The 20,136-nt window shown below is 72.2% G+C and carries 21 protein-coding genes; 18 read left to right on the top strand and 3 right to left on the bottom strand.

Annotation, left to right across the window (positions count from 1 at the left end; all coding sequences use genetic code 11):
- The first annotated feature begins 1 nt into the window (after position 1).
- From ACSBPG_RS07385 to ACSBPG_RS07350, 8 genes are all read left to right on the top strand, one after another.
- Entirely contained in the window at positions 2 to 961 is a 960-nt protein-coding gene (locus tag ACSBPG_RS07385; RefSeq protein WP_435536488.1) for a branched-chain amino acid ABC transporter permease, read from the top strand.
- Entirely contained in the window at positions 958 to 1,746 is a 789-nt protein-coding gene (locus tag ACSBPG_RS07380) for an ABC transporter ATP-binding protein (RefSeq protein WP_435536487.1), read from the top strand. The genes ACSBPG_RS07385 and ACSBPG_RS07380 overlap by 4 nt, the downstream gene beginning before the upstream one ends.
- Complete coding sequence (locus ACSBPG_RS07375; RefSeq protein WP_435536486.1) at positions 1,743 to 2,501, top strand: ABC transporter ATP-binding protein; 759 nt, start codon at positions 1,743 to 1,745, stop codon at positions 2,499 to 2,501. The genes ACSBPG_RS07380 and ACSBPG_RS07375 overlap by 4 nt, the downstream gene beginning before the upstream one ends.
- Before the next feature lie 126 nt (positions 2,502 to 2,627).
- Positions 2,628 to 3,851 (top strand): FAD-dependent monooxygenase, encoded by a 1,224-nt coding sequence (locus ACSBPG_RS07370; RefSeq protein WP_435536485.1) that lies wholly within the window; start codon positions 2,628 to 2,630, stop codon positions 3,849 to 3,851.
- 20 nt (positions 3,852 to 3,871) lie between these two features.
- The gene (locus ACSBPG_RS07365; protein ID WP_435536484.1) at positions 3,872 to 4,627 is read left to right on the top strand and encodes a maleate cis-trans isomerase family protein; all 756 of its coding nucleotides are present in this window, start codon (positions 3,872 to 3,874) and stop codon (positions 4,625 to 4,627) included.
- 22 nt (positions 4,628 to 4,649) lie between these two features.
- Entirely contained in the window at positions 4,650 to 5,453 is an 804-nt protein-coding gene (locus ACSBPG_RS07360) for an alpha/beta fold hydrolase (protein WP_435536483.1), read from the top strand.
- Positions 5,454 to 5,489: 36 nt separating this feature from the next.
- Positions 5,490 to 6,536, top strand: a complete 1,047-nt coding sequence (locus tag ACSBPG_RS07355) for a 2,5-dihydroxypyridine 5,6-dioxygenase (RefSeq protein ID WP_435536482.1) — start codon at positions 5,490 to 5,492, stop codon at positions 6,534 to 6,536.
- Complete coding sequence (locus ACSBPG_RS07350; protein ID WP_435536481.1) at positions 6,533 to 7,141, top strand: isochorismatase family protein; 609 nt, start codon at positions 6,533 to 6,535, stop codon at positions 7,139 to 7,141. Before ACSBPG_RS07355 ends, ACSBPG_RS07350 begins: the two co-directional genes overlap by 4 nt.
- 228 nt (positions 7,142 to 7,369) lie before the next feature.
- Here the strand turns inward: ACSBPG_RS07350 and ACSBPG_RS07345 are convergent, their stop codons facing one another.
- The 3 genes from ACSBPG_RS07345 to ACSBPG_RS07335 form a co-directional block, all read right to left on the bottom strand.
- Positions 7,370 to 8,044, bottom strand: a complete 675-nt coding sequence (locus ACSBPG_RS07345) for a response regulator (protein WP_435536480.1) — start codon at positions 8,042 to 8,044, stop codon at positions 7,370 to 7,372.
- Entirely contained in the window at positions 8,041 to 9,585 is a 1,545-nt protein-coding gene (locus ACSBPG_RS07340; protein ID WP_435536479.1) for an ATP-binding protein, read from the bottom strand. The genes ACSBPG_RS07345 and ACSBPG_RS07340 overlap by 4 nt, the downstream gene beginning before the upstream one ends.
- Before the next feature lie 191 nt (positions 9,586 to 9,776).
- Positions 9,777 to 10,313: a hypothetical protein gene (locus ACSBPG_RS07335; RefSeq protein ID WP_435536478.1), complete on the bottom strand. Its 537-nt coding sequence runs from the start codon at positions 10,311 to 10,313 to the stop codon at positions 9,777 to 9,779.
- A 344-nt stretch (positions 10,314 to 10,657) separates the two neighbouring features.
- Here ACSBPG_RS07335 and ACSBPG_RS07330 point away from each other — a divergent pair, with 344 nt between their 5' ends.
- The 10 genes from ACSBPG_RS07330 to ACSBPG_RS07285 all read left to right on the top strand — a co-directional run bounded on the left by ACSBPG_RS07330 (position 10,658) and on the right by ACSBPG_RS07285 (position 20,134).
- The gene (locus ACSBPG_RS07330) at positions 10,658 to 12,541 is read left to right on the top strand and encodes a methanol/ethanol family PQQ-dependent dehydrogenase (protein ID WP_435536477.1); all 1,884 of its coding nucleotides are present in this window, start codon (positions 10,658 to 10,660) and stop codon (positions 12,539 to 12,541) included.
- A 190-nt stretch (positions 12,542 to 12,731) separates the two neighbouring features.
- Positions 12,732 to 13,607 carry a methanol oxidation system protein MoxJ gene (gene moxJ / locus ACSBPG_RS07325; protein WP_435536476.1) on the top strand — a complete coding sequence of 292 codons (876 nt, stop codon included), beginning with the start codon at positions 12,732 to 12,734 and terminating at the stop codon, positions 13,605 to 13,607.
- Positions 13,608 to 13,678: 71 nt separating this feature from the next.
- Positions 13,679 to 14,248 carry a cytochrome c(L), periplasmic gene (moxG, locus tag ACSBPG_RS07320; RefSeq protein ID WP_435536475.1) on the top strand — a complete coding sequence of 190 codons (570 nt, stop codon included), beginning with the start codon at positions 13,679 to 13,681 and terminating at the stop codon, positions 14,246 to 14,248.
- Positions 14,249 to 14,317: 69 nt separating this feature from the next.
- The gene (locus ACSBPG_RS07315) at positions 14,318 to 14,629 is read left to right on the top strand and encodes a methanol dehydrogenase [cytochrome c] subunit (protein ID WP_435536474.1); all 312 of its coding nucleotides are present in this window, start codon (positions 14,318 to 14,320) and stop codon (positions 14,627 to 14,629) included.
- Positions 14,630 to 14,721: 92 nt separating this feature from the next.
- Entirely contained in the window at positions 14,722 to 15,753 is a 1,032-nt protein-coding gene (locus tag ACSBPG_RS07310; RefSeq protein WP_435536473.1) for an AAA family ATPase, read from the top strand.
- Positions 15,750 to 16,613: a DUF58 domain-containing protein gene (locus tag ACSBPG_RS07305; RefSeq protein ID WP_435536472.1), complete on the top strand. Its 864-nt coding sequence runs from the start codon at positions 15,750 to 15,752 to the stop codon at positions 16,611 to 16,613. Before ACSBPG_RS07310 ends, ACSBPG_RS07305 begins: the two co-directional genes overlap by 4 nt.
- A 32-nt stretch (positions 16,614 to 16,645) precedes the next feature.
- Positions 16,646 to 17,548 carry a hypothetical protein gene (locus ACSBPG_RS07300; RefSeq protein ID WP_435536471.1) on the top strand — a complete coding sequence of 301 codons (903 nt, stop codon included), beginning with the start codon at positions 16,646 to 16,648 and terminating at the stop codon, positions 17,546 to 17,548.
- Positions 17,545 to 18,573 (top strand): vWA domain-containing protein, encoded by a 1,029-nt coding sequence (locus ACSBPG_RS07295; protein ID WP_435536470.1) that lies wholly within the window; start codon positions 17,545 to 17,547, stop codon positions 18,571 to 18,573. Before ACSBPG_RS07300 ends, ACSBPG_RS07295 begins: the two co-directional genes overlap by 4 nt.
- Entirely contained in the window at positions 18,570 to 19,157 is a 588-nt protein-coding gene (locus tag ACSBPG_RS07290; RefSeq protein ID WP_435536469.1) for a hypothetical protein, read from the top strand. The genes ACSBPG_RS07295 and ACSBPG_RS07290 overlap by 4 nt, the downstream gene beginning before the upstream one ends.
- Positions 19,154 to 20,134, top strand: a complete 981-nt coding sequence (locus ACSBPG_RS07285) for a vWA domain-containing protein (RefSeq protein ID WP_435536468.1) — start codon at positions 19,154 to 19,156, stop codon at positions 20,132 to 20,134. The genes ACSBPG_RS07290 and ACSBPG_RS07285 overlap by 4 nt, the downstream gene beginning before the upstream one ends.
- The last annotated feature ends 2 nt before the right edge of the window (positions 20,135 to 20,136 follow it).

The following is a 20,136-nucleotide window of genomic DNA, read 5'->3' as shown; positions in this document are numbered from 1 at the left end:
CATGACGCTGGAACGCAACATCCTCCTGGCGGCGTTGGCCGTCGCCGCCCTGCTGCCCGTGCTGGTGACCGACCAGTACGTCCTCCACCTCGCGGTGATGGCCCTGTTCTACGCCACCCTGGCGAACAGCCTGAACCTGACGGTCGGCTACGTCGGCGAGTTCTCGCTCGGCCACACCGCCTTCCTCGGCACCGGCGCCTACACGGCGGCGCTGCTGTCCACCCACGCCGGCCTGCCGATGTGGCTGACGATCCCGGCGGCCGGCGCGGTGGCGGCGGTGTTCGGCCTGTTCATCGGGGCGATCACGCTGCGCCTGCAGGGGCCCTATTTCGTCATCGTCACCCTGGCCTTCGCCGAGGTCCTGCGCATCGTCGCCAACAACTGGGTGGCCGTCACCAACGGCCCGATGGGGCTGGCCGGCATCGACCAGTTCGGCATCACCGACAAGGCCACCTTCCTCTACGTCGTCCTCGGGCTGGCGGCGGTGTCGCTCTACCTGTCCTACCGCTTCGTCTACTCCAACGCCGGGCGGGCCGCGGTCTCGGTGCGGGAGAACCGCTACGTCGCCCAGTCGATCGGCGTCGATCCCTTCGGCAGCGCCATGCAGGCCTTCGTCCTCGGCGCCTTCCTGGCCGGTCTGGCCGGCGGCTTCTACGCCCATTACATCTCGTTCGTCGGCCCCGAGGTGTTCCGCTTCTCCTTCATGGTGTCGATGATCATCATGGTGCTGCTGGGCGGCAAGGGCACCCTGATCGGGCCGCTGGCCGGCGCCGTCATCGTCACGGTGCTCGAGGAATACCTGCGCGAGGCGCAGGAGCTGCGCCTCACCCTGTTCGGGCTGATCGTCATGGCGGTCGTCCTCTTCCTGCCCAACGGCCTGATGAGCTTCGTCGCCCAGCGCCGCGAGCGCCAGGACGCCCGAATCCCGCTCGCCACCCCGATCGAGGAGAAGCCGGTATGAGCGACGGCAAGGAGACGGCGCCGCTGCTGCGCGCCGACAACCTGACCATGGTGTTCGGCGGCATCACCGCGGTGAAGGGGTTCAGCCTCGCCGTCGACCGCGGCGAGATCGTCGGCCTGATCGGCCCCAACGGTGCGGGCAAGACCACCTGCTTCAACATGCTGACGGGCTTCTACGCGCCCACCGAGGGACGCGTCTGGTTCAAGGGCGAGGAGATCACCAACCGCAAGCCCCACGCCATCGCCCGCCTCGGCCTCGTGCGCAGCTTCCAGAAGACCAACGTCATGAAGCGGCTGACGGTCTTCGAGAACGTGCTGACCGGCCACTACCTGGCGGCGCGCCAGTCGCTGCTCGCCACCTTCTTCCCCGGCGAGCGGGTGCGCCGCGCCGAGCGGGCGGCGCGCGACAGCGCCGCGACGATCGTCGAGATGATGGGGCTCGCCCACCGCATGAACGCCCCGGCCCGCCTGCTGTCCTGCGGCGAGCTGCGGCTTCTCGAGGTGGCCGTGGCGCTGGCCGCCAAGCCCAGCCTGCTGATGCTCGACGAGCCCGCCGCCGGCCTCAACAGCCATGAGGCCGCCACCTTCGGTGAGGTGCTGAAGACCCTGGTCGGCCGCTACGTCGACTCGCTGCTCGTCGTCGAGCACAACATGGAGATGGTGATGGCGGTGTCCGACCGGGTGGTCGTGCTCAACTTCGGCCGCATGCTGGCCGAGGGGCGGCCCGCCGACATCCTGGCCGACCCGCAGGTCGCCGAAGCCTATCTCGGAAAGGCTGCCGCATGACCATGACCGCCCTGGCGTCCCCCGCCGCCGCAGCCGCCGCGGCGCCCGCCGTCCTCGCCGTCGAGGGACTGCACGTCGCCTACGGCAGCACGGCCGCCCTGCACGGCGTGTCGCTGGAGGTGCGGGCCGGCGAGACCGTCGCCCTGATCGGCGCCAACGGCGCCGGCAAGAGCACGACCTTGCGCGCCATCTCCGGCCTGCTCAAGGCGCGCTCCGGCACCATCACCTGGGAAGGCCGGCCGATCGCCAACCTCGCGCCCGACCGCATCGTCGCCGCCGGCATCGCCCATTGCCCGGAGGAGCGGCACGTCTGGCCGGGCATGACGGTGATCGAGAACCTGTCGCTCGGCGCCTATCTCTGCCGCTCGCGCCAGGAGGTGCAGCGCCGCGTCGGCATGGCCTTCCACCGTTTCCCGCGCCTGCGGGAGCGCTCGGGCCAGCTTGCCGGCACGCTCAGCGGCGGCGAGCAGCAGATGCTCGCCATCGCCCGCGCACTGATGTCGGAGCCGCGCCTGCTGATGCTCGACGAGCCCAGCCTCGGGCTCAGCCCGAAGATGGCCGACGAGGTGTTCGACGTGGTCCGCACCATCAACGGCCACGGCGTCACCGTGCTGCTGGTCGAGCAGAACATCCACAACGCCCTGAGCGTCGCCAGCCGCGCCTACGTGGTCAAGACGGGGCGCGTCGCCGCGAGCCGGCCGGCGGCGGAGCTGCGCGGCGATCCCGACCTGCTGCGGGCCTATCTCGGCGGCTGACCCGGACGCTGGCGCCGGGCCGGGACCGGTGGCCCGCTCGCGGCCGGCCCTTCCCATGCCGCGCGATAACAATTAAACATACGGCCAATTAAATTTCTTGAGGCCGCTTCGGCAAAGGAGACGACAGTGAGGACGAACTTGCGAATTGGCATCGTCGGCGGCGGCATCGGCGGCGTCGCGCTCGCCGGCAGCCTGCTCCAGCGCGGCTTCGAGGTCCGCCTGTTCGAGCGCGCCGCCGGCTTCGGCGAGATCGGCGCCGGCATCCAGATGACGCCGAACGCCGTCAAGGTGATCAAGGCGCTGGGCCTGCTCGACAAGCTGCAGGCGGTGGGCTTCCTGCCGCACGCCCTGGTCGGCCGCAACTGGCGCACCGCCCGGGAGAGCTTCCGCACGCCGCTGATCGACACCTGCCCGGTGATCTACGACGCGCCGTTCTTCCACGTCCACCGCGCCGACCTGCACGGCCTTCTCGCCTCGCTGGTCCCCGAGGGCGTGCCGACCTTCGGCGTGAGCTGCACCGGCGTGCGGCAGGAGAAGGACACGGCGGTGGCCACCTTCGACGACGGCAGCGAATTCGAGGCCGACGTCATCGTCGGCGCCGACGGGGTGCGCTCGGTCGTGCGCTCCGCCCTGTTCGGGCAGGAGGCGCCGCGCTTCACCGGCCACATGTGCTACCGCGCCGTGGTGCCGGTCGGTGGCGTGGTCGACTTCGTCAGCCCCGACGCCTCGTTCTGGTTCGGGCCGCACAGCCACGTCGTCACCTACTACGTGCGCGGCGGCAAGGCGGTGAACATCGTCGCGGTGGCGGAGACCAAGGAGTGGGTGGAGGAGTCCTGGAACGCCCCCAGCAGCCGCGACGAGATGCTGGGCGCCTTCCGGGGCTGGCACCGCAACGTCGAGACCCTCTTCCAGCGGGTGGACGAGGTCTACAAGTGGGGCCTGTTCGACCGCGACCCCATGCGCACCTGGTCGCAGGGCCGCATCACGCTGCTGGGCGACGCCGCCCATCCCATGCTGCCCTTCCTGTCCCAGGGGGCGGCCATGGCGATCGAGGACGCCTACGTCCTCGCCGCCGCCCTGGACGGCCACGGCGGCGACGTCGCCGCGGCGTTCCGCGACTACGAGGCGGAGCGCCTGCCGCGCACCAGCCGGGTGCAGCTCGAGGCGCGCGAGCGCGGCCGGACCTACCATCTGCCGTCGCCGCTCGCCCAGGCCAAGCGCGACTTCGTCTACTGGGTGCGCGGCCTGCTGAACCCCCAGACCACCGGCATCAAGGCGAACTGGGTCTACGAGTACGACGCCCGCGCCTTCCGCCCGAGCGCGCCCGCCACGCCGCGCCTCGTCGCCTAAGCGAACCTCAGGATACGAACATGCACGCGAGAACCTACCGCATCGGCCAGATCGTCCCGAGCTCCAACACGACCATGGAGACCGAGATCCCGGCGATGCTCGACGCGCACGCCCGGGCGCACGGCACCCGCTTCACCTTCCACTCCAGCCGCATGCGGATGAAGACGGTGGTCAAGGAGGAGCTGGCGGCCATGGACGCCGAGTCCGACCGCTGCGCCGTCGAGCTGAGCGACGCGCGGGTCGACGTCCTCGGCTACGCCTGTCTGGTCGCCATCATGAGCATGGGCAAGTCCTACCACCGCGTCTCCCAGGACCGCCTGCACGCCCGCACGGCGGAGAACGGCGGGGCGGCGCCGGTCGTCACCAGCGCCGGGGCCCTGGTCGACGCCCTGCACGTCATCGGCGCGAAGCGGATCGCCCTCGTCGCCCCCTACATGAAGCCGCTGACCCGGGTGGTCGTCGACTACATCGAGCACGAGGGCATCCAGGTCGCCGACTGGCGCGCCCTGGAGATCCCCGACAACCTGGCGGTCGGGCGCCACGACCCGGGCCGGCTGCCGGCCATCGTCGCCGAGCTGGACACCGACGGGGTCGACGCCGTGGTCCTCTCCGCCTGCGTGCAGATGCCCTCGCTGCCCTCCGTCGCCCAGGTCGAGGCGCAGGTCCGCAAGCCGGTGGTCACGGCGGCCGTCGCCACCACCTACGCCATGCTGCGCGCGCTCGACCTCAAGACCTTCGTGCCGGGAGCGGGTGCCCTGCTCTCCGGGGCCTACTGACCGGACGACGGAGGATCCCGCCATGAGCACCTTCCTCTACGGCGCCAACGTCCGCGCCAACGGCATCCGCCAGCACTATCTGCGCTTCGGCGGGCGCGGCCGGCCGGTGGTCGTCGTCCCCGGCATCACCAGCCCCGCCGTCACCTGGGGCTTCGTCGGCGAGCGCTTCGGCCGCTCCTTCGACACCTACGTGCTCGACGTGCGCGGCCGCGGCCTGTCGGAGGCGTCCGACGCCCTCGACTACGGGCTCGACGCCATGGCCGCCGACCTGGCCGCCTTCGCCGGGGCGCTGGAGCTGGGCGACTACGCGCTGGTCGGCCACTCCATGGGCGGGCGCATCGCCGCCCGCGCCGTCGGCCGCCACGGCGCCGCGCCGGGCTGCCTGGTGATGGTCGATCCCCCGGTGTCGGGGCCGGGGCGGCGCCCCTATCCGGCCCAGCTCCCCTGGTACGTCGATTCGATCCGGCTGGCGCGCCGGGGCTGCGACCTCGAGGCGATGCGCCCGTTCTGCCCGACCTGGACGGACGAGCAGCTTCGCCTGCGCGCGGAATGGCTGCACACCTGCGACGAGCGGGCGATCGTCACCGCCTACGAGGGCTTCCAGAGCGACGACGTCCATGCCGACCTGCCGCGCCTGCGCTGCCCGACCCTGCTGATGATGGCCGGCCGCGGCGGCGTGATCCTGCCCGAGGACGAGACGGAGATCCGCGCCCTCCTGCCGTCCGTCCGCACCGTCCGCGTCGAGACCGCCGGCCACATGATCCCGTGGGACGACGAGGAGGGCTTCTACCGCGCCTTCGGCGATTTCCTCGGCACGCCGGTCTGACCCTTGCCCCAACCGCTGATCTGAAAGGACCCCGAGATGCCCGTCAGTGACGCCGACATGGTCCGCGCCTGGACCCACGTCCTCACCCTGTCGAAGCTGAAGCCGCAGGACACGGTGACCGTGCTGACCAGCCAGAGCACCCACCCGCAGACCCTGCGCACCGCCGTGATCGCCGCCTCCGCCCTGGGGGCGACGGTCAACCGGCTCGACCTGCCGCCGGTCAACGCCGAGCACGCGCACAGCCGCGACAGCCTCGCCTATCTCGGCACCACGCCGCTCACCGGCAACCGCGCGGCGATGGCGGCGCTCAAGGCGAGCGACCTGGTGCTCGACCTGATGACCCTGCTGTTCTCGCCCGAGCAGATGGAGATCCTGGAGGGCGGCACCAAGATCCTGCTGGCGGTGGAGCCGCCGGAGGTGCTCGTCCGCCTGCTGCCCAGCGAGGAGGACAAGGCGCGCACCGCCGAGGCCGCGGCCCTGCTGCGCGGCGCCAGGGAGATGCGCGTCACCTCGCGGGCCGGCACCGACCTGCGCCTGCCGCTCGGCGAGTTCCCCATCGTCCAGGAGTACGGCTTCGTCGACGAGCCCGGGCGCTGGGACCATTGGCCGAGCGGCTTCAGCTTCACCTTCCCCAACGACGGCCAGGCCAGCGGCCGCATCGTGCTGGACCGCGGCGACATCCTGCTGCCGATGAAGTCCTACGTGACGACGCCGATCGACATGACCGTGGAGAAGGGCTACGTCACCGCCATCACCGGCGACCTCGACGCCGACCTGCTGAACGACTACATGGACGCCTTCGGCGACCCCGAGGCCTACGCCATCTCCCACGTCGGCTGGGGGCTGCAGCGGCGGGCGCGCTGGTCGACGCTCGGCCTCTACGACCGCGAGCAGACGCTTGGCATGGACGCCCGCGCGTTCGCCGGCAACTTCCTGTTCTCGCTCGGGCCGAACAACGAGGCCGGCGGATCGCGCACCACCGCCTGCCACATCGACATCCCCATGCGCCACTGCACGGTGGCGGTCGACGGGCGCGAGGTGGTCCGCGAGGGCCGGCTCCTGGAGCCGGAGGCGCTGGCATGAGCGAGACCGAGGTCTACGACCGCCAGGGCTTCGGCCGCACCCTGGGCTTCCAGGGCCGCATCGGCCTGCTCATCGTCGATTTCGTCAACGGCTTCGCCGACCCGGCGGTGTTCGGCGGCGGCAACATCGGTCCCGCCATCGCCCGCACGGCGGAGGTGCTGGCCGCCGCCCGGGCGCGCGGCTGGCCGGTCGCCCACAGCCGGATCGTCTACGCCGACGATGGCGCCGACGCCAACGTCTTCTCGATCAAGGTGCCGGGCATGCGGACCCTGACCGAGCACGTGGCGATCAGCGCCATCGTTCCGGAGCTGGCGCCGGCGCCGGGCGAGCTGGTGGTCCGCAAGACCGTGCCGTCCGCCTTCTTCGGCACCGGCCTGGCGCCGTGGCTGACGCAGCGCGGCGTCGAGACCCTGCTGATCGCCGGCGCCACCACCAGCGGCTGCGTGCGGGCGAGCGTCGTCGACGCGATGTCGCACGGCTTCCGGCCGATGGTGATGGAGGATTGCGTCGGCGACCGGGCGATCGGCCCGCACGAGGCCAGCCTGTTCGACATCGCCCAGAAATACGGCGACGTCATCCCGGCGGCCCGCGCGCTGGAGCGGTGAGGGAGGGGAGGGGGCGGGTTCATATCCCTCCCCCGGCGAGCCCGGGGGAGGGAGGGGCCCGGCCAAAGGCCGGGAGGGTGGGGGCAAGGTGTCACCGACCATGCTGGCGCCCGTGCTGCGCACCATCCGAAATCCGGCATCCTCGCCGGACCTTGCCCCCACCCGGCGCCTGCGGCGCCACCCTCCCCCGGCAGGGCCGGGGGAGGGGCAACGTCGCCGCAACCCCGCTCAGGCGACGCGGGCCGCGAGGACCGGCTGGCGGTACTGGCTGGGCGAGGAGGAGAGGAACTCGATCGACATGCGGATCAGCTCCGGCAGGTTGTGCGCGCCGAGCTTGATCTTGAGCTGCGAGCAGGTGTTGGCCACCGTCTTGTAGCTCACGCCCAATTCGTCGGCGATCTGGCTGTACGACTTGCCGTCGGCGATCAGGGCCAGCGTCTGCAGCTCCCGCGGGGTCACCGTGCCGAGCGTGCTCTCGCGGCTGCGGGTGCCCAGCATCGCCACCTGGACGGCGAGCTGGTGGCTGAGGTAGGGCCGGCCGCGCCGGACCGCGTAGACCGCGTCGATGAAGTCCTCGGGCGCCGTGTCCTTGAGGAGATAGCCGTTGGCGCCGGCCTCCAGGGCGCGGCTGACGATGACGGCGTCGCCGTGCATGCTGAACACCAGGATCGGCATCCGGGCGTCGTGCAGGCGGATGCGGTGGATCAGCGCCAGCCCGCCGAGGCCGCTGCCCTGCAGGGCCAGGTCGATGATCGCCAGGTCCGGGCGGTGGCGGCGGTACAGGCGGTAGCCGGCCATCGCGCTGCTCGCCTCCAGCACGTCGTGGAAGTCGGCGTCCTGCAGCACGCGGCGGCAGCCCTGCAGGACCATGGGATGGTCGTCGATGAGCAGCACGCGCGTCATGGGTTTGGCTCCTGGGGCAGCGCCGAGGAAGGGGGCGGGCGGTCGCCGTCGTCGAGGGGGATGGCGACGGCGAGGCGGGTGCCGCCGCCGGGGCGGGCGGTCATGGCGATGGTCCCGCCCAGCGCCGTGACGCGTTCCCTCATCCCGGTGAGCCCCAGCCCGGCCGGCGTGTCGGGCGCCATGCCGCGGCCGTCGTCCTCGACCGACAGCCGGATCGCCGCCGCTCTCCCGCCCGGCCCGTCGCCGCGCGCCGGCATGCCGTCTTCGGTGAGGGCGACGGCGATGCCGCGGGCTCCGGCGTGACGGACGGCGTTGGTGAGGCCCTCCTGGATGCAGCGATAGAGGGTGAGGTCGATGCTGTCGCCGTAGCTGGGCGCGAGCCGGCCGACGTCGAGGCGGAACCGGCAGGCCGGCTCGTGGCGCTCGAACTCGGCGACCAGGCCGGCGATGGCGTCGGCCAGGGGGACGTGGCCCAGCGCCATGGGACGGACCGTCTTCAGCAGGCGCCGGTTGACCGTCTGTATCCGTTCGCCGATGTCCATCAAGGTGTCGACCCGCTCGCGCACCGGGCCGCCGAGGGCCGGCGGCAGGGCGTCGGCGAGGCGCGACAGCGACGCCACGTTGGCCTTCAGGCCGAAGAGGCACGGCCCGAGCTCGTCGTGGAGCTCGACCGCGAGCTGGCGCCGCTCGTCGTCCTGCACCGCCACCAGGCGGCGGTTCAGGCGCGCGTTGTCCGCCTGGGCGCAGGTGAGGGAGTTGGCCAGGGCGTTGAAGCGCTCGACGATGACCGACAGCTCGCGCGTCATCGGCCGCGGCAGACGGTGGCGGAAATGGCCCTGCTCGAGCTCGTGGAACCCGGCGGCGAGGCCGCGCAGAGGGTCCAGCACGCGTCCCAGCACCACGTAGAGCACGGCGACCACCGCCAGATTGACCAGCACCGCCAGCAGCGCCAGGTCGGTCGTGTCCTGCCAGACCTCGGCGATCTCGTCCGCCGCCTCGCCGAGCACCGTCACGGTGGCGATCCGCCGCCCTTGCGACAGGACCGGGATCGACCGGCCGGAATCCTCGACGCCGACCAGCGCGGAGAACCAGGCGGGGGCGTCGCCGTCCCGGGCCGCCGTCTCCTCGGGCGCCGCCGCCCCGTCCACCGCGACGGGAGCCGCCCGGTCCGCCGCGGCGGTGATGACGATCCGCACGTGGCGCTGGTGGCTGAAGCGCAGGGGCAGGTCGTCCAGGCGCAGGCCGTTTGGGCTCGCCTCCTCCAGATGCTGCAGCGTCGCCCGCACGAACCGTTCGGCCAGATCGACCGAGGAGTCGATCTCGACCAGCGTCGCCCGCCGGGCGTTGGCGACGACGAGGACCAGCGCCAGGGCGCACGCCATCATGTTGATGAGGACGAAGGTTGCAAGGATCTGCGCGCGCAGCGACCGGTCGTGCCACAGCCGCCGCGCCAGGCCGGCCGGGACCGGCGTGCGGGGCCGGGCGGACGGCCCGTCGGCGGAGCGCACGCGGTGGTAGGGCGCGCCTGGTTCGTCCGTCACGCCGACCTCTGCCATTCTCACTGGGCCTCCTCCCGCCGCGGACGGTCGTGGCCCCCGCGGTGCCGCGTCCCTGAGCGGCCCGCGGCGACCGCGCCGGCGAACCTCAGGGTTGCTTAAATGTGGCCGAAGGGTCGTTCGCCCGACAATTGTTCTTTGGGCCGAATGTCGGGTTGGCCCGCGTGTGCGGCGCCTCAGCGCCGGGCGTCGTCGGCCGCCCGCTGCAGCGCGGCCAGCGCGTCGTCGCGGCTCTGTCCGGAGGTGCGGAGATTGAAATAGTGCTGGCAGGCCTCGCCGAAGCCCTGCTCGGCGCCGTGCTGGCCGACCGTCAGCAGCCCCTCGATGAGGGAGTCCAGGCCTTCGGTGATGCCGCGGCCGGCCAGCATGTCCTGCAACTGCACGGTGCGGTTGGCGATCATCCGCGGCGTCTCGTCGAAATCGCGGTCGGCGCGGGCGAGAAGGTCGCGGAAGCCGTCGACGGCCGGGGCGGACGGCGGGACGTCGGCGCCGGCGGCGCGGCTGGCCAGCCACTGCGCCGGCGGCGTCGAATCGCCGACCGCGAGCCAGGCCTTGCCGGCGATCGTGGCCGCCGGGTCCGCGGTCACCGCGGCGAGCTCGTTCCCGCCGGCGTTCCCGTCGGACGCCTGTTCGCCGTCGCAGGCGGCGGCCAGGGCGGCGAGGGCGAGCGCCAGGGCGGCGCGGCGGGGGCCGGATCGGCGCAGGCTGGACACGGGCGGCTCCTTTCCGGCGCGGGGGGACGCGGTGCCGCTGCGCGGTGCGCGGCCGCATCCTCCTCATCCTATGGGCCCGCGCCTGTGGCGGTGCAAGCGCCCGGCGGCCCTGCCGCGCCGTGGCGCCTCTAATTGCCAAAGCTTCCCGGTTCGATTTGCCAGACCTGCTCAAGACAGGAGCGCCGGCGGATGGAACACTTCAGGCGCTGCAGGGGAACCGCAGTGGCGCCGCCGGCACCGTCCCCGCGACGACGGCCGGCACGCCGACCGTGGCCGCGAACTAGGCGGACCGAGGATCCGGGTGCCCGTCACCCTGTCGAGAAAAGCAAGGGGAGGTAACGTTCATGAAACGCTTCCTGACTTCGTTGCCCGCCGTGACCATGACGGCGGCCATTGTCGCAGGGGGACAGCTGTGTGCCCTGGCGCCGGCCCAGGCCAACGACAAGCTGTTCGAGCTGTCGCAGGACGAGAAGAACTGGGTCATGCCCGGTAAGAACTACAGTTCGGACAATTTCAGCAAGCTCGACCAGATCAACACCGAGAACGTGAAGCAGCTGCGTCCCGCCTGGTCCTTCTCCACCGGGGTGCTGCACGGACACGAGGGCGCGCCGCTGGTGGTCGACGGCAAGATGTACGTCCACGGCGCCTTTCCCAATTCCACCTTCGCCCTCGATCTGAAGGACCCGACCCGCATCCTCTGGCACCACAAGCCCAAGCAGAACCCGGTGGCCCGCTCGGTCGCCTGCTGCGACGTGGTGAACCGCGGCCTCGCCTACTGGCCGGGCGACGGCAAGGTGCCGCCGCTGATCCTCAAGACCCAGCTCGACGGCCACGTGGTGGCGCTCAACGCCGACACCGGCGAGGAGTACTGGAAGCTGGAGAACTCCGACATCGCCGTCGGTTCGACCCTGACCATCGCCCCCTACGTCGTGAAGGACCTGGTCATCGTCGGCTCGTCGGGCGCCGAGCTCGGCGTGCGCGGCTACGTCACCGCCTACGACGTGAAGACCGGCGCGCTGGTGTGGCGGGCGTTCGCCACCGGCTCCGACGACTCCATGCTGATCGGCGCCGACTTCAACGCCACCAACCCGCACTACGGCCAGAAGGGGCTGGGGCTGGAGACCTGGGAAGGCGACGCCTGGAAGATCGGCGGCGGCACCAACTGGGGCTGGTACGCCTACGACCCCGGCACCGACCTCATCTACTACGGCACCGGCAACCCGGCGCCGTGGAACGAGACCATGCGGCCCGGCGACAACAAGTGGACGATGACCATCTTCGCCCGCGACGCCGACACCGGCCAGGCCAAGTTCGGCTACCAGAAGACGCCCCATGACGAGTGGGACTACGCCGGCGTCAACGTCATGATGCTGAGCGAGCAGCCGGACAAGTCGGGCAAGATGCGCAAGCTGCTCACCCACCCCGACCGCAACGGCATCGTCTACACGCTGGACCGCGAGAACGGCGAGCTCGTCTCCGCCGACAAGATCGACGACACGGTGAACGTGTTCACCCACGTCGACCTCAAGACCGGGCTGCCGGTGCGCGATCCCGAGTACGCGACCCGCATGGACCACATGGCCCGCGACATCTGCCCGTCGGCCATGGGCTACCACAACCAGGGGCACGACTCCTACGATCCCGACCGCAGGCTCTTCTTCATGGGGATCAACCACATCTGCATGGACTGGGAGCCGTTCATGCTGCCCTACCGGGCCGGCCAGTTCTTCGTCGGCGCGACCTTGAACATGTACCCGGGCCCCAAGGGCGACCGCCAGGGCTACGAGGGGCTGGGCCAGATCAAGGCCTACGACGCCATCAGCGGCAAGTTCAAGTGGGAGAAGATGGAGCGCTTCGCCGTGTGGGGCGGCACGATGGCGACCGCCGGCGACCTCGTCTTCTACGGCACCCTCGACGGCTTCATCAAGGCGCGCAACAGCGACACCGGCGAACTCCTGTGGAAGTTCAAGCTGCCGTCCGGCGTGATCGGCTATCCCATGACCTACGAGCATGAGGGCACGCAGTACGTCGCCATCATGTACGGCGTCGGCGGCTGGCCGGGGGTCGGTCTGGTGTTCGACCTGCAGGACCCCACCGCCGGTCTCGGGGCCGTGGGCGCCTTCAAGAACCTGCAGCACTACACCCAGATGGGTGGCGGCGTGATGGTCTTCTCCCTCAACGGCAAGGGACCCTACGACGACGTCAGCGTCGGCGAGTACGGCGGCTGATCGACGGCTTCCGGTGATCTGCCCCGTCGTTGACGGTCGACGGGGCGGGCGCGCCGGGGCGGGCGGCCCCCACCTTGTTCCTCCCGCAGAGGCGTGGGGGCCGCATCCCGCACCACCGAAAGCGACCCCGTCCGGGCCGGATCGGAGCCGGTCGGTTCGAGGCCAGCCAGTTCGAGGAGTGCATCCGACGATGATGCCCGTTCACACCACACTTCACACCCTTTCACGATCCTTCGCCCGCTCCCTGGGGCTCGCCGCCGTGGCGGCCGCCATGGGCTGGGGAACGGCCGCCGCGGCCGACGCGCCGGCCCTCAAGGTCTGCGCCTCGTCCAAGGCCGCGCCCTACACGACCAAGGACGGCACCGGGTTCGAGAACCGCATCGCCATGGTGGTCGCCGAGGCCATGGGGCGCCAGGCGGAGTTCGTCTGGACCGACAAGCCGGCGATCTTCCTGGTGCGCGACCTGCTCGACAAGGGGGCCTGCGACGTCATCGTCGGCGTCGACGACGGCGACTCGCGGGTGCTCACCACCGCTCCCTACTACCGCACGGGCTACGCCTTCATCACCCGCGCCGACAGCGGGCTGAAGTTGTCGAGCTGGTCGGACGACGACATCGCCCGGGTGAAGCGGATCGCCTACCAGTTCTATTCGCCGTCCGAGGAGATGCTGAAGCAGACCGGCCTCTACGAGGACAACCTGATCTACCAGTACTCGCTGGTCAACTTCACCGACCGCCGCAACCAGTACACCCAGGTGCCCAACGACGTCCTCGTCTCCGAGGTCGCCAAGGGGTCGGCCGACGTCGCCGTCGCCTTCGCGCCCGACGTCGCACGCTACGTCAAGGCCTCCACCACCCCGCTGGTCATGACCATGATCGACCGCAACGGGGTCACCGCCGGCGGGGAACTGGTGCCGCAGCAGTTCGACCAGTCGATGGCGGTGCGCAAGGGCGACGAGGACCTGCGCCAGCAGCTCGACGCGGCGCTGGTCGAGGCGCGGCCGCGGATCGAGGCCATCCTCCGCGACGAGGGCATTCCCCTTCTGGAACCGAGTGTCGGTCAGTGACCGTCGGCCCGCGGGAGCGCGACCATCCTTTCGGCAGCAGCAGGGAGCGGAACGGCAGAATGAGCAGGAGCATGAGCGTGCGTTTGATCCTCGGTGCCGTCATCCTCGGCGTCGGCGGCGCCTGGGCCGCGCAGGCGGCCCTCACCTTCAACCACACGGTGACCGGCGAGGTTCTCGACATCGGGGAGGCACGGCCGGAGGGCCGCGACACGCCGGCCGTGAAGGCCTTCCTCGACACCGGGGTCAATCCCTACAACGAGAACCCGTCCTGCCTGCCGGCCGGTGAAGAGATCTTCCTGTCCGCCTGCTCCGGCTGCCACGGCCACCTGGCCGAGGGCAAGGTGGGGCCGGGGCTGAACGACGACTACTGGACCTATCCCAAGAACGCCACCGACAAGGGGCTCTTCGAGACGATCTTCGGCGGCGGCCAGGGCCAGATGGGGCCGCAGTACGGCGCGCTGACGCTCGACGAGATGCTGCTGGTCATGGCCTGGGTCCGCCACCTCTACACCGGCGACCCCGGGACGGCGGAATGGCTGACCGAGGACCAACGCCACCGCTTCAAGCCCTACTCGGCCAAGCTGGCGGCGGCGGCACACGGCACGCCGCAGCCGGGGGCGTGCCAGCCCGTGACGAACTGACGGGCGAGCGGGAGCACCGGCGCCCCTGCCGGTGCCGAACTTCATGCGATGCGAGAAAGGAGCAAACCGATGACGTTGTTCGATCGCGCCAGCCACCTGATCCCGGCCGCGGCGGTGGCCGCGGTGCTCGCCTTCGCCGCCGTCCCGGCGGCCGCCTACGACGGCACCAACTGCAAGGCGCCCGGCAACTGCTGGGAACCGAAGCCGGGCTATCCCGCCAAGGTCGCCGGCAGCAAGTACGACCCCAAGCACGACCCGATGGAGCTGAACAAGCAGCAGGAGTCCATCAAGGCGATGGACGAGCGCAACCGCAAGCGGGTCGAGTATTTCCAGAAGTCCGGAACCTTCGTCTACGACGTCAAGAAGATCCCGGCGCAGTGATGCGGTCTTCATTTGGTCGTTCCGATCAAATGAAAGCCGGTCGACCCGGTCCCGTCGCGGCTTGGCCGCCCAGGCAACCCGAGAGGTCCACCATGCGTGCTGTTCCCGACGCCGACACGGCGTTGAGCGACTGGCTGGCCTGTGCCGAGACGGTGCAACGGGAAGTGGGCAAGGCGATCGTCGGCCAGGAGCGGGTCATCCGCCTGCTGACGATCGCCGTCTTCGCCCGCGGGCACGTGCTGCTGGAGGGCGACGTCGGCGTCGGCAAGACGACCCTGCTGCGCGCCCTGGCGCGGGCGATCGGCGGCGCCTTCGAGCGCATCGACGGCACCATCGACCTGATGCCCACCGACCTCGTCTATCACGCCCATCTGGCCGAGGACGGGCGCCCGCGCGTCGACCCCGGTCCGCTGCTGCGCCAGGGCGAGGACCTGTCGATCTTCTTCTTCAACGAGATCAACCGCGCCCGGCCGCAGGTGCACTCGCTGCTGCTGCGCCTGATGGCCGAGCGCAGCGTCGCCGCCTTCAACCGGGAATACCGGTTTCCCTACCTGCAGGTCTTCGCCGACCGCAACCGCGTGGAGCAGGAGGAGACCTTCGAACTGCCGGCGGCGGCGCGCGACCGCTTCCTCATGGAGATCGAGGTGCCCATGCCGGTGGAGGAGGCGGTGCGGCGCCGGCTGGTCTTCGATCCGCGCTTCCACGACACCGACCGTCTCGTCGCCGGCATCCCCGAGGGCATTCTCGACGTCTCCGGGCTGCCCGCCGCGGCCCAGGCGATCCAGATCGGCGTGCGGGCGAGCGAGGCCCTGGAGGCCTACACCGCCGCCCTGTGGGGGGCGATCCGCGAGCCCCACCGCTACGGCGTCACCGTCGACGGGGTCGACATGGCGCGGCTGGTGGTCGGCGGCGCCAGCCCGCGCGGCGTCTCCTTCCTGGTCCGCGCCGCCCGGGTGCGGGCCTGGCTGGAGGGGCGGGACATGGTGGTGCCCGAGGACCTGCGCGACGTCTTCTTCGAGGTCATGGCCCACCGCATCTTCCTCGACCCGGTCTACGAGCGGCGGCGGGGACCGCTCGTCCGCGCCCTGTGCGAGGCCGTCTTCGAGCGGGTGGCCGCGCCATGACGGACGACCACGCAGCCGGGTCGGCGCCCATTCCCTACCGGCTGCGCTGGCGGCCGAGCGGCGTCCAGGTCGGCGCCCATCCCGGGAGCGGCGACGGCGGCGACGGCATGTTCCGGCGCCATGTGCCGTTGCTGCAGCATCCCGACCCGCGCCGCGTCGACGTCCGGGTGACCGCCCGCGACCCGATGGGCGCGGTGCAGGTCCGCCAGTTCGCCCGGCGCAGCCCGATCGTCGTCGCGGCCGTCGTCGACCTGTCCGGGTCGATGGGCTTCACGGGGCGGGTGCCGCGCATGGCGGTGGTGGCCGATCTGTGCGCCACCCTGGCCGCCTCGGCCCACAAGATGGGCGACCGCTTCGCCCTGATCGGCTGCGACGGCGCGCTGCGCGAGGACGTCTTCCTGCCGCCGGCCCGCCGCCGCGGCATCGCCGACGAGGTGCGCGAGCGCCTGCTCGGCGCGGCGCCGCGCGGCGCCAGCGCCGACGGGCTGCTGGCGGCCGTCGACCGGCTCCCGGCGCGGCGCTGCCTGGTGGTCCTGGTGTCCGACTTCCTGCTGCCCTTCGACCGGCTGGCCGCCCTCTTCGACGGGCTGTGGCGGCACGACGTGCTTCCCGTCGTCCTGCGCGACCGCGGCGAGGAGGAGGACCTGCCGGCCTGGGGGCTGGTGGCGCTGCGCGACCTGGAGACCGGACGGCAGCGGCTCGCCGTCATGCGGCCGTCGTTGCGCACCGCCTGGCGGCGCGCCGGCGAGGAGCGCCGGGCGGCGCTGGACCGCCTGTTCCGGGCGCGCGGCTGGACGCCGTTCCCCCTCGTCGACCGCTTCGATCCCGACGCTCTTGCCGAGCTTCTGCTCGCCCGATGAGGTTGGTCATGCGCCAGGGGACGGCCGCCGCATTGGCACTGTTGGTCGGAGCGTGGGCCGGCGGCGGCCGGGATGCCGCCGCCGCCGTGCGCTCGGTCGAGCTGGCGGCGCCGCGGCCGTTCGGCTTCTTCATCGGCGACGTCATCCGCCACGAGGTCACCATCGCCGCCGATCCCGGCTTCCGCGTGGCGCCGGCCTCGCTGCCCCAGCCCGGTCCGGTCACCTACTGGCTGGACCTGAGGGCGGTGGAGCTGGAGCCCCCCGACGCGCGCGGCGGGGTGCAGCGGCAGCGGGTGCGCCTGGAGTACCAGACCTTCTACGCGCCGCTCGAGCCGCGGGCCCTGGAGGTCCCGTCCTTCACCCTGACCCTGCACGACGGGGCGCGGCGGACCGACGCGGTGGTCCCGGCGTGGACCTTCCTGATGTCGCCGCTGCGGGAGATCCGGCCGCAGGGCGACGGTGGCCCCCACCTGCGCCCGGACGTGCCGGCGCGGCCCGTGGACCTGGCGGCGTGGTCGCTCGCCGCCGCCGGCTCGGGGACGGCGCTGCCGGCGCTGCTCGCCCTCGTCGCCTGGCATCGCGGCTGGTGGCCGTTCCGCGGTCGCACCCGCCGCCCCTTCGTACGGGCGCTCCGCCTGGCCCGCCTCGACCTGCAGATGGACGGGGACGCCGCCGCCTACCGCGGTGCGCTGCTCGCCTTCCACCGCGCCTTCGACGCGACGGCCGGCCGCCGGGTCCTCGCCGACGACGTGCCGGCCTTCCTGGACGCCGCCCCGGCGTTCCGGCCGCTGCGGCGGGACATCGAGCGCTTCTTCGCCGCCTCCCGCCACGCGTTCTTCGCGACCGACACCGACGCCGCGGTCGACCTGCTGCCGCCGCGCGCCCTGCTGGCGTTCGGGCGGCGCCTGACCGCCGCCGAGAGGGAGGCGGCATGACCCTGGCCGTCGACGCCCCCCTGGTGCTGCTCCTGGCGCCGCTCGCCCTGCTGCCGCTGCTGGTCAGGCCGTTCGCCCCGACCGACCACCCGTCGCTCGTGGCCGTGCCGCGCGATCCCCTGTCCTTCGCCGTCGACGCCGGGCTGCGGCTGATCGCCGTCCTCGCGCTGGCCGCGCTCGTTCTCGGCCTGGCCGGCCTGCACCGGCTGGCGCAGACCGTCGAGCGGGAGGGCAAGGGTGCGCAGATCGTCCTGCTGCTGGACCGCAGCAGCAGCATGGACAACAGCTTCGCCGGCCGCCTGCCGAACGGCGACGAGGAGGCGAAATCGACCACGGCGCGGCGTTTGCTGACGCAGTTCCTGGCGCGCCGCCCCCACGACAGCATCGGCATCGCCGCGTTCTCCACGGCGCCCATGCCGGTGCTGCCGATCACCGACCATCGCGCCGCGGTGCAGGCGGCCGTCCGCGCCATCGACCGGCCGGGGCTGGCGCACACCGACGTGGGGCGGGGCCTGGCCCTGGCCTTCTCGATGGTCGGAGAGGCGCCGCCGGGGTCGTCGCCGGCGGTGGTCCTGGTGTCGGACGGCGCCGCCGTCATCGACCGCCGCGTCCAGGAGGCGCTGCGCGACGCCGTGGCGCGCACCCCGGTCCATCTCTATTGGCTGTTCCTGCGCACCAAGGGCAGCCGCGGCCTGTTCGACGAACCGCAGCAACCGGGCGAGGACACTCCGCAGGCCATGCCGGAGCGCCATCTCCACCGCTTCCTCGGCAGCCTCGGCGTGCCCTACCGCGCCTTCGAGGCGACCAGCGCCCAGGCGGTCGGAGCGGCCATCGACGCCATCGACACCCTGGAGACCCGTCCCATCCGCTACCGCGAACGCATTCCCCGCCGCGACCTGACCGCCGTCGCCTACGGCGTCGCGGCGGCCGGCGTCGGGCTCCTCCTGCTCGCCAAGCTCTGCGAACGGCGTCCGCGCCGCGCGGGTGAGGCGCTCCGGCGCCGGCCGGAGGCCGCCGCGTCATGACGGGCGCCGCACCCCGTTCGGGGCGAGCGTGGCTCGCCCGGCTGCGGGCCGCCCTGCTGTGGGGGGCACTCGCCGCGACCGCCGGACTGTTCGTGCTGTCCGCGGGCAAGCTGCTTCTCGGCCTGCACGACAACCGGCTGATCGGCGGGCTCGCCGCGGGCCGGGACCTCGCCACCGACGAGCCGGTCGTGGCGGACGTGCGGTTCGCCCGCGCCCATTTCCTGATGCTGCGGGACCGTCTGGACGAGGCGCAGGCGCAGGTCGACCATCTCGACCCGGGCGACCGCACCCTCGCCGCCGCCGCGCAGTACGATCTCGCCAACGCCCGGCTGCGCACCGCCTTCGACCTGCTCGAGGCGGGCCGCCTCGACCCGGCCATCCCGTTGGTCCGCCTCGCCAAGGACGGCTACCGGCGGGCGCTGGTGCTGAATCCGGGATTCTGGGACGCCAAGCACAACCTCGACGTCGCCATGCGCCTGGTGCGGGACTTCCCGGAGATCGAGCGGGAGCCGGAGGACGAGGCCCAGCCCACCGACAAGCGCCTGTGGACCGACCTGCCGGGCCTGCCGAAAGGGCTGCCATGAGGGTCCGCCCGCCAGGCGACGCCCGCCTGCTGCTGCTCGGCGCGGCGCTGGCCGGGCTGCTCGCCGCGCTGGCCGGACCCGCGCTCGAGGTCCCCCGGCCGGCGTACGACCTGCTCTTCGTCGTCGACATCACCGGCAGCATGAACGCCCGCGACGAGACGCTCGACGGCCGGCCGGCGAGCCGCCTCGACTTCGTCAAGAACGCGCTGCGCACCGTCGTGGCGCGCTTGCCCTGCGGTTCGCGCGCCGGTCTCGGCATCTTCACCGAGCGCCGCAGCTTCCTGCTGTTCGAGCCGGTGGAGACCTGCGAGAACTTCGCCGCCATCGACGGCGCCGTCGCGTCCCTCGACTGGCGGATGGCCTGGGAAGGCGACAGCCGGATCGCCTCCGGGCTCGACGATGCCCTCGCCATGGCCGAAGCGGTGGGCAGCAGCCTGGTGTTCCTCACCGACGGCCACGAGGCGCCGCCGCCTCCCGCCTCGGCGGCGGCGCCGTCCGCGGCGGAGCGCCGGGCGGTGCAGGGCATGCTGATCGGCATCGGCGGCACCGTGCCGGTGCCCATCCCGCGCTTCGACGACCGCGGCCGCGAGGTCGGCTTCGTCCGGGCGGAGGACGTGCCCCACGAGTCGCGCCTCGGCCCGCCGCCGGCCGACGCGTCGAGCCGCCCCGGCTGGCACCCGCGCAACGCGCCCTTCGGCGCGGTGCCGGTGATGGGGACCGAGCACCTGACGTCGGTGCGCGAGACCTATCTGCAGTCGCTGGCGCAGCGCACGGCGCTCGGCTACGCCCACCTGACCGGCGCCGACGTCCTCGACGCGGCGATCCGCCGCGACGCCGCGGTCCGCCCGATGCCGGCCGCGCTCGACCTGCGGCCGGTCCCCGCCGGGCTCGCCCTGCTGGCCCTGCTCACCCTGTACGGCGTGCTGCCGGCCGTCGAGCGCGTGCGCCGCCGCCGTCACGCCCTCCGTTCCCCCTGACA

Source organism: Azospirillum sp. ST 5-10 (assembly GCF_051225715.1).
GTDB lineage: Bacteria > Pseudomonadota > Alphaproteobacteria > Azospirillales > Azospirillaceae > Azospirillum.
Note: the sequence above shows the minus strand (reverse complement) of the source record. Positions and strands in the feature narration are given on the sequence as shown.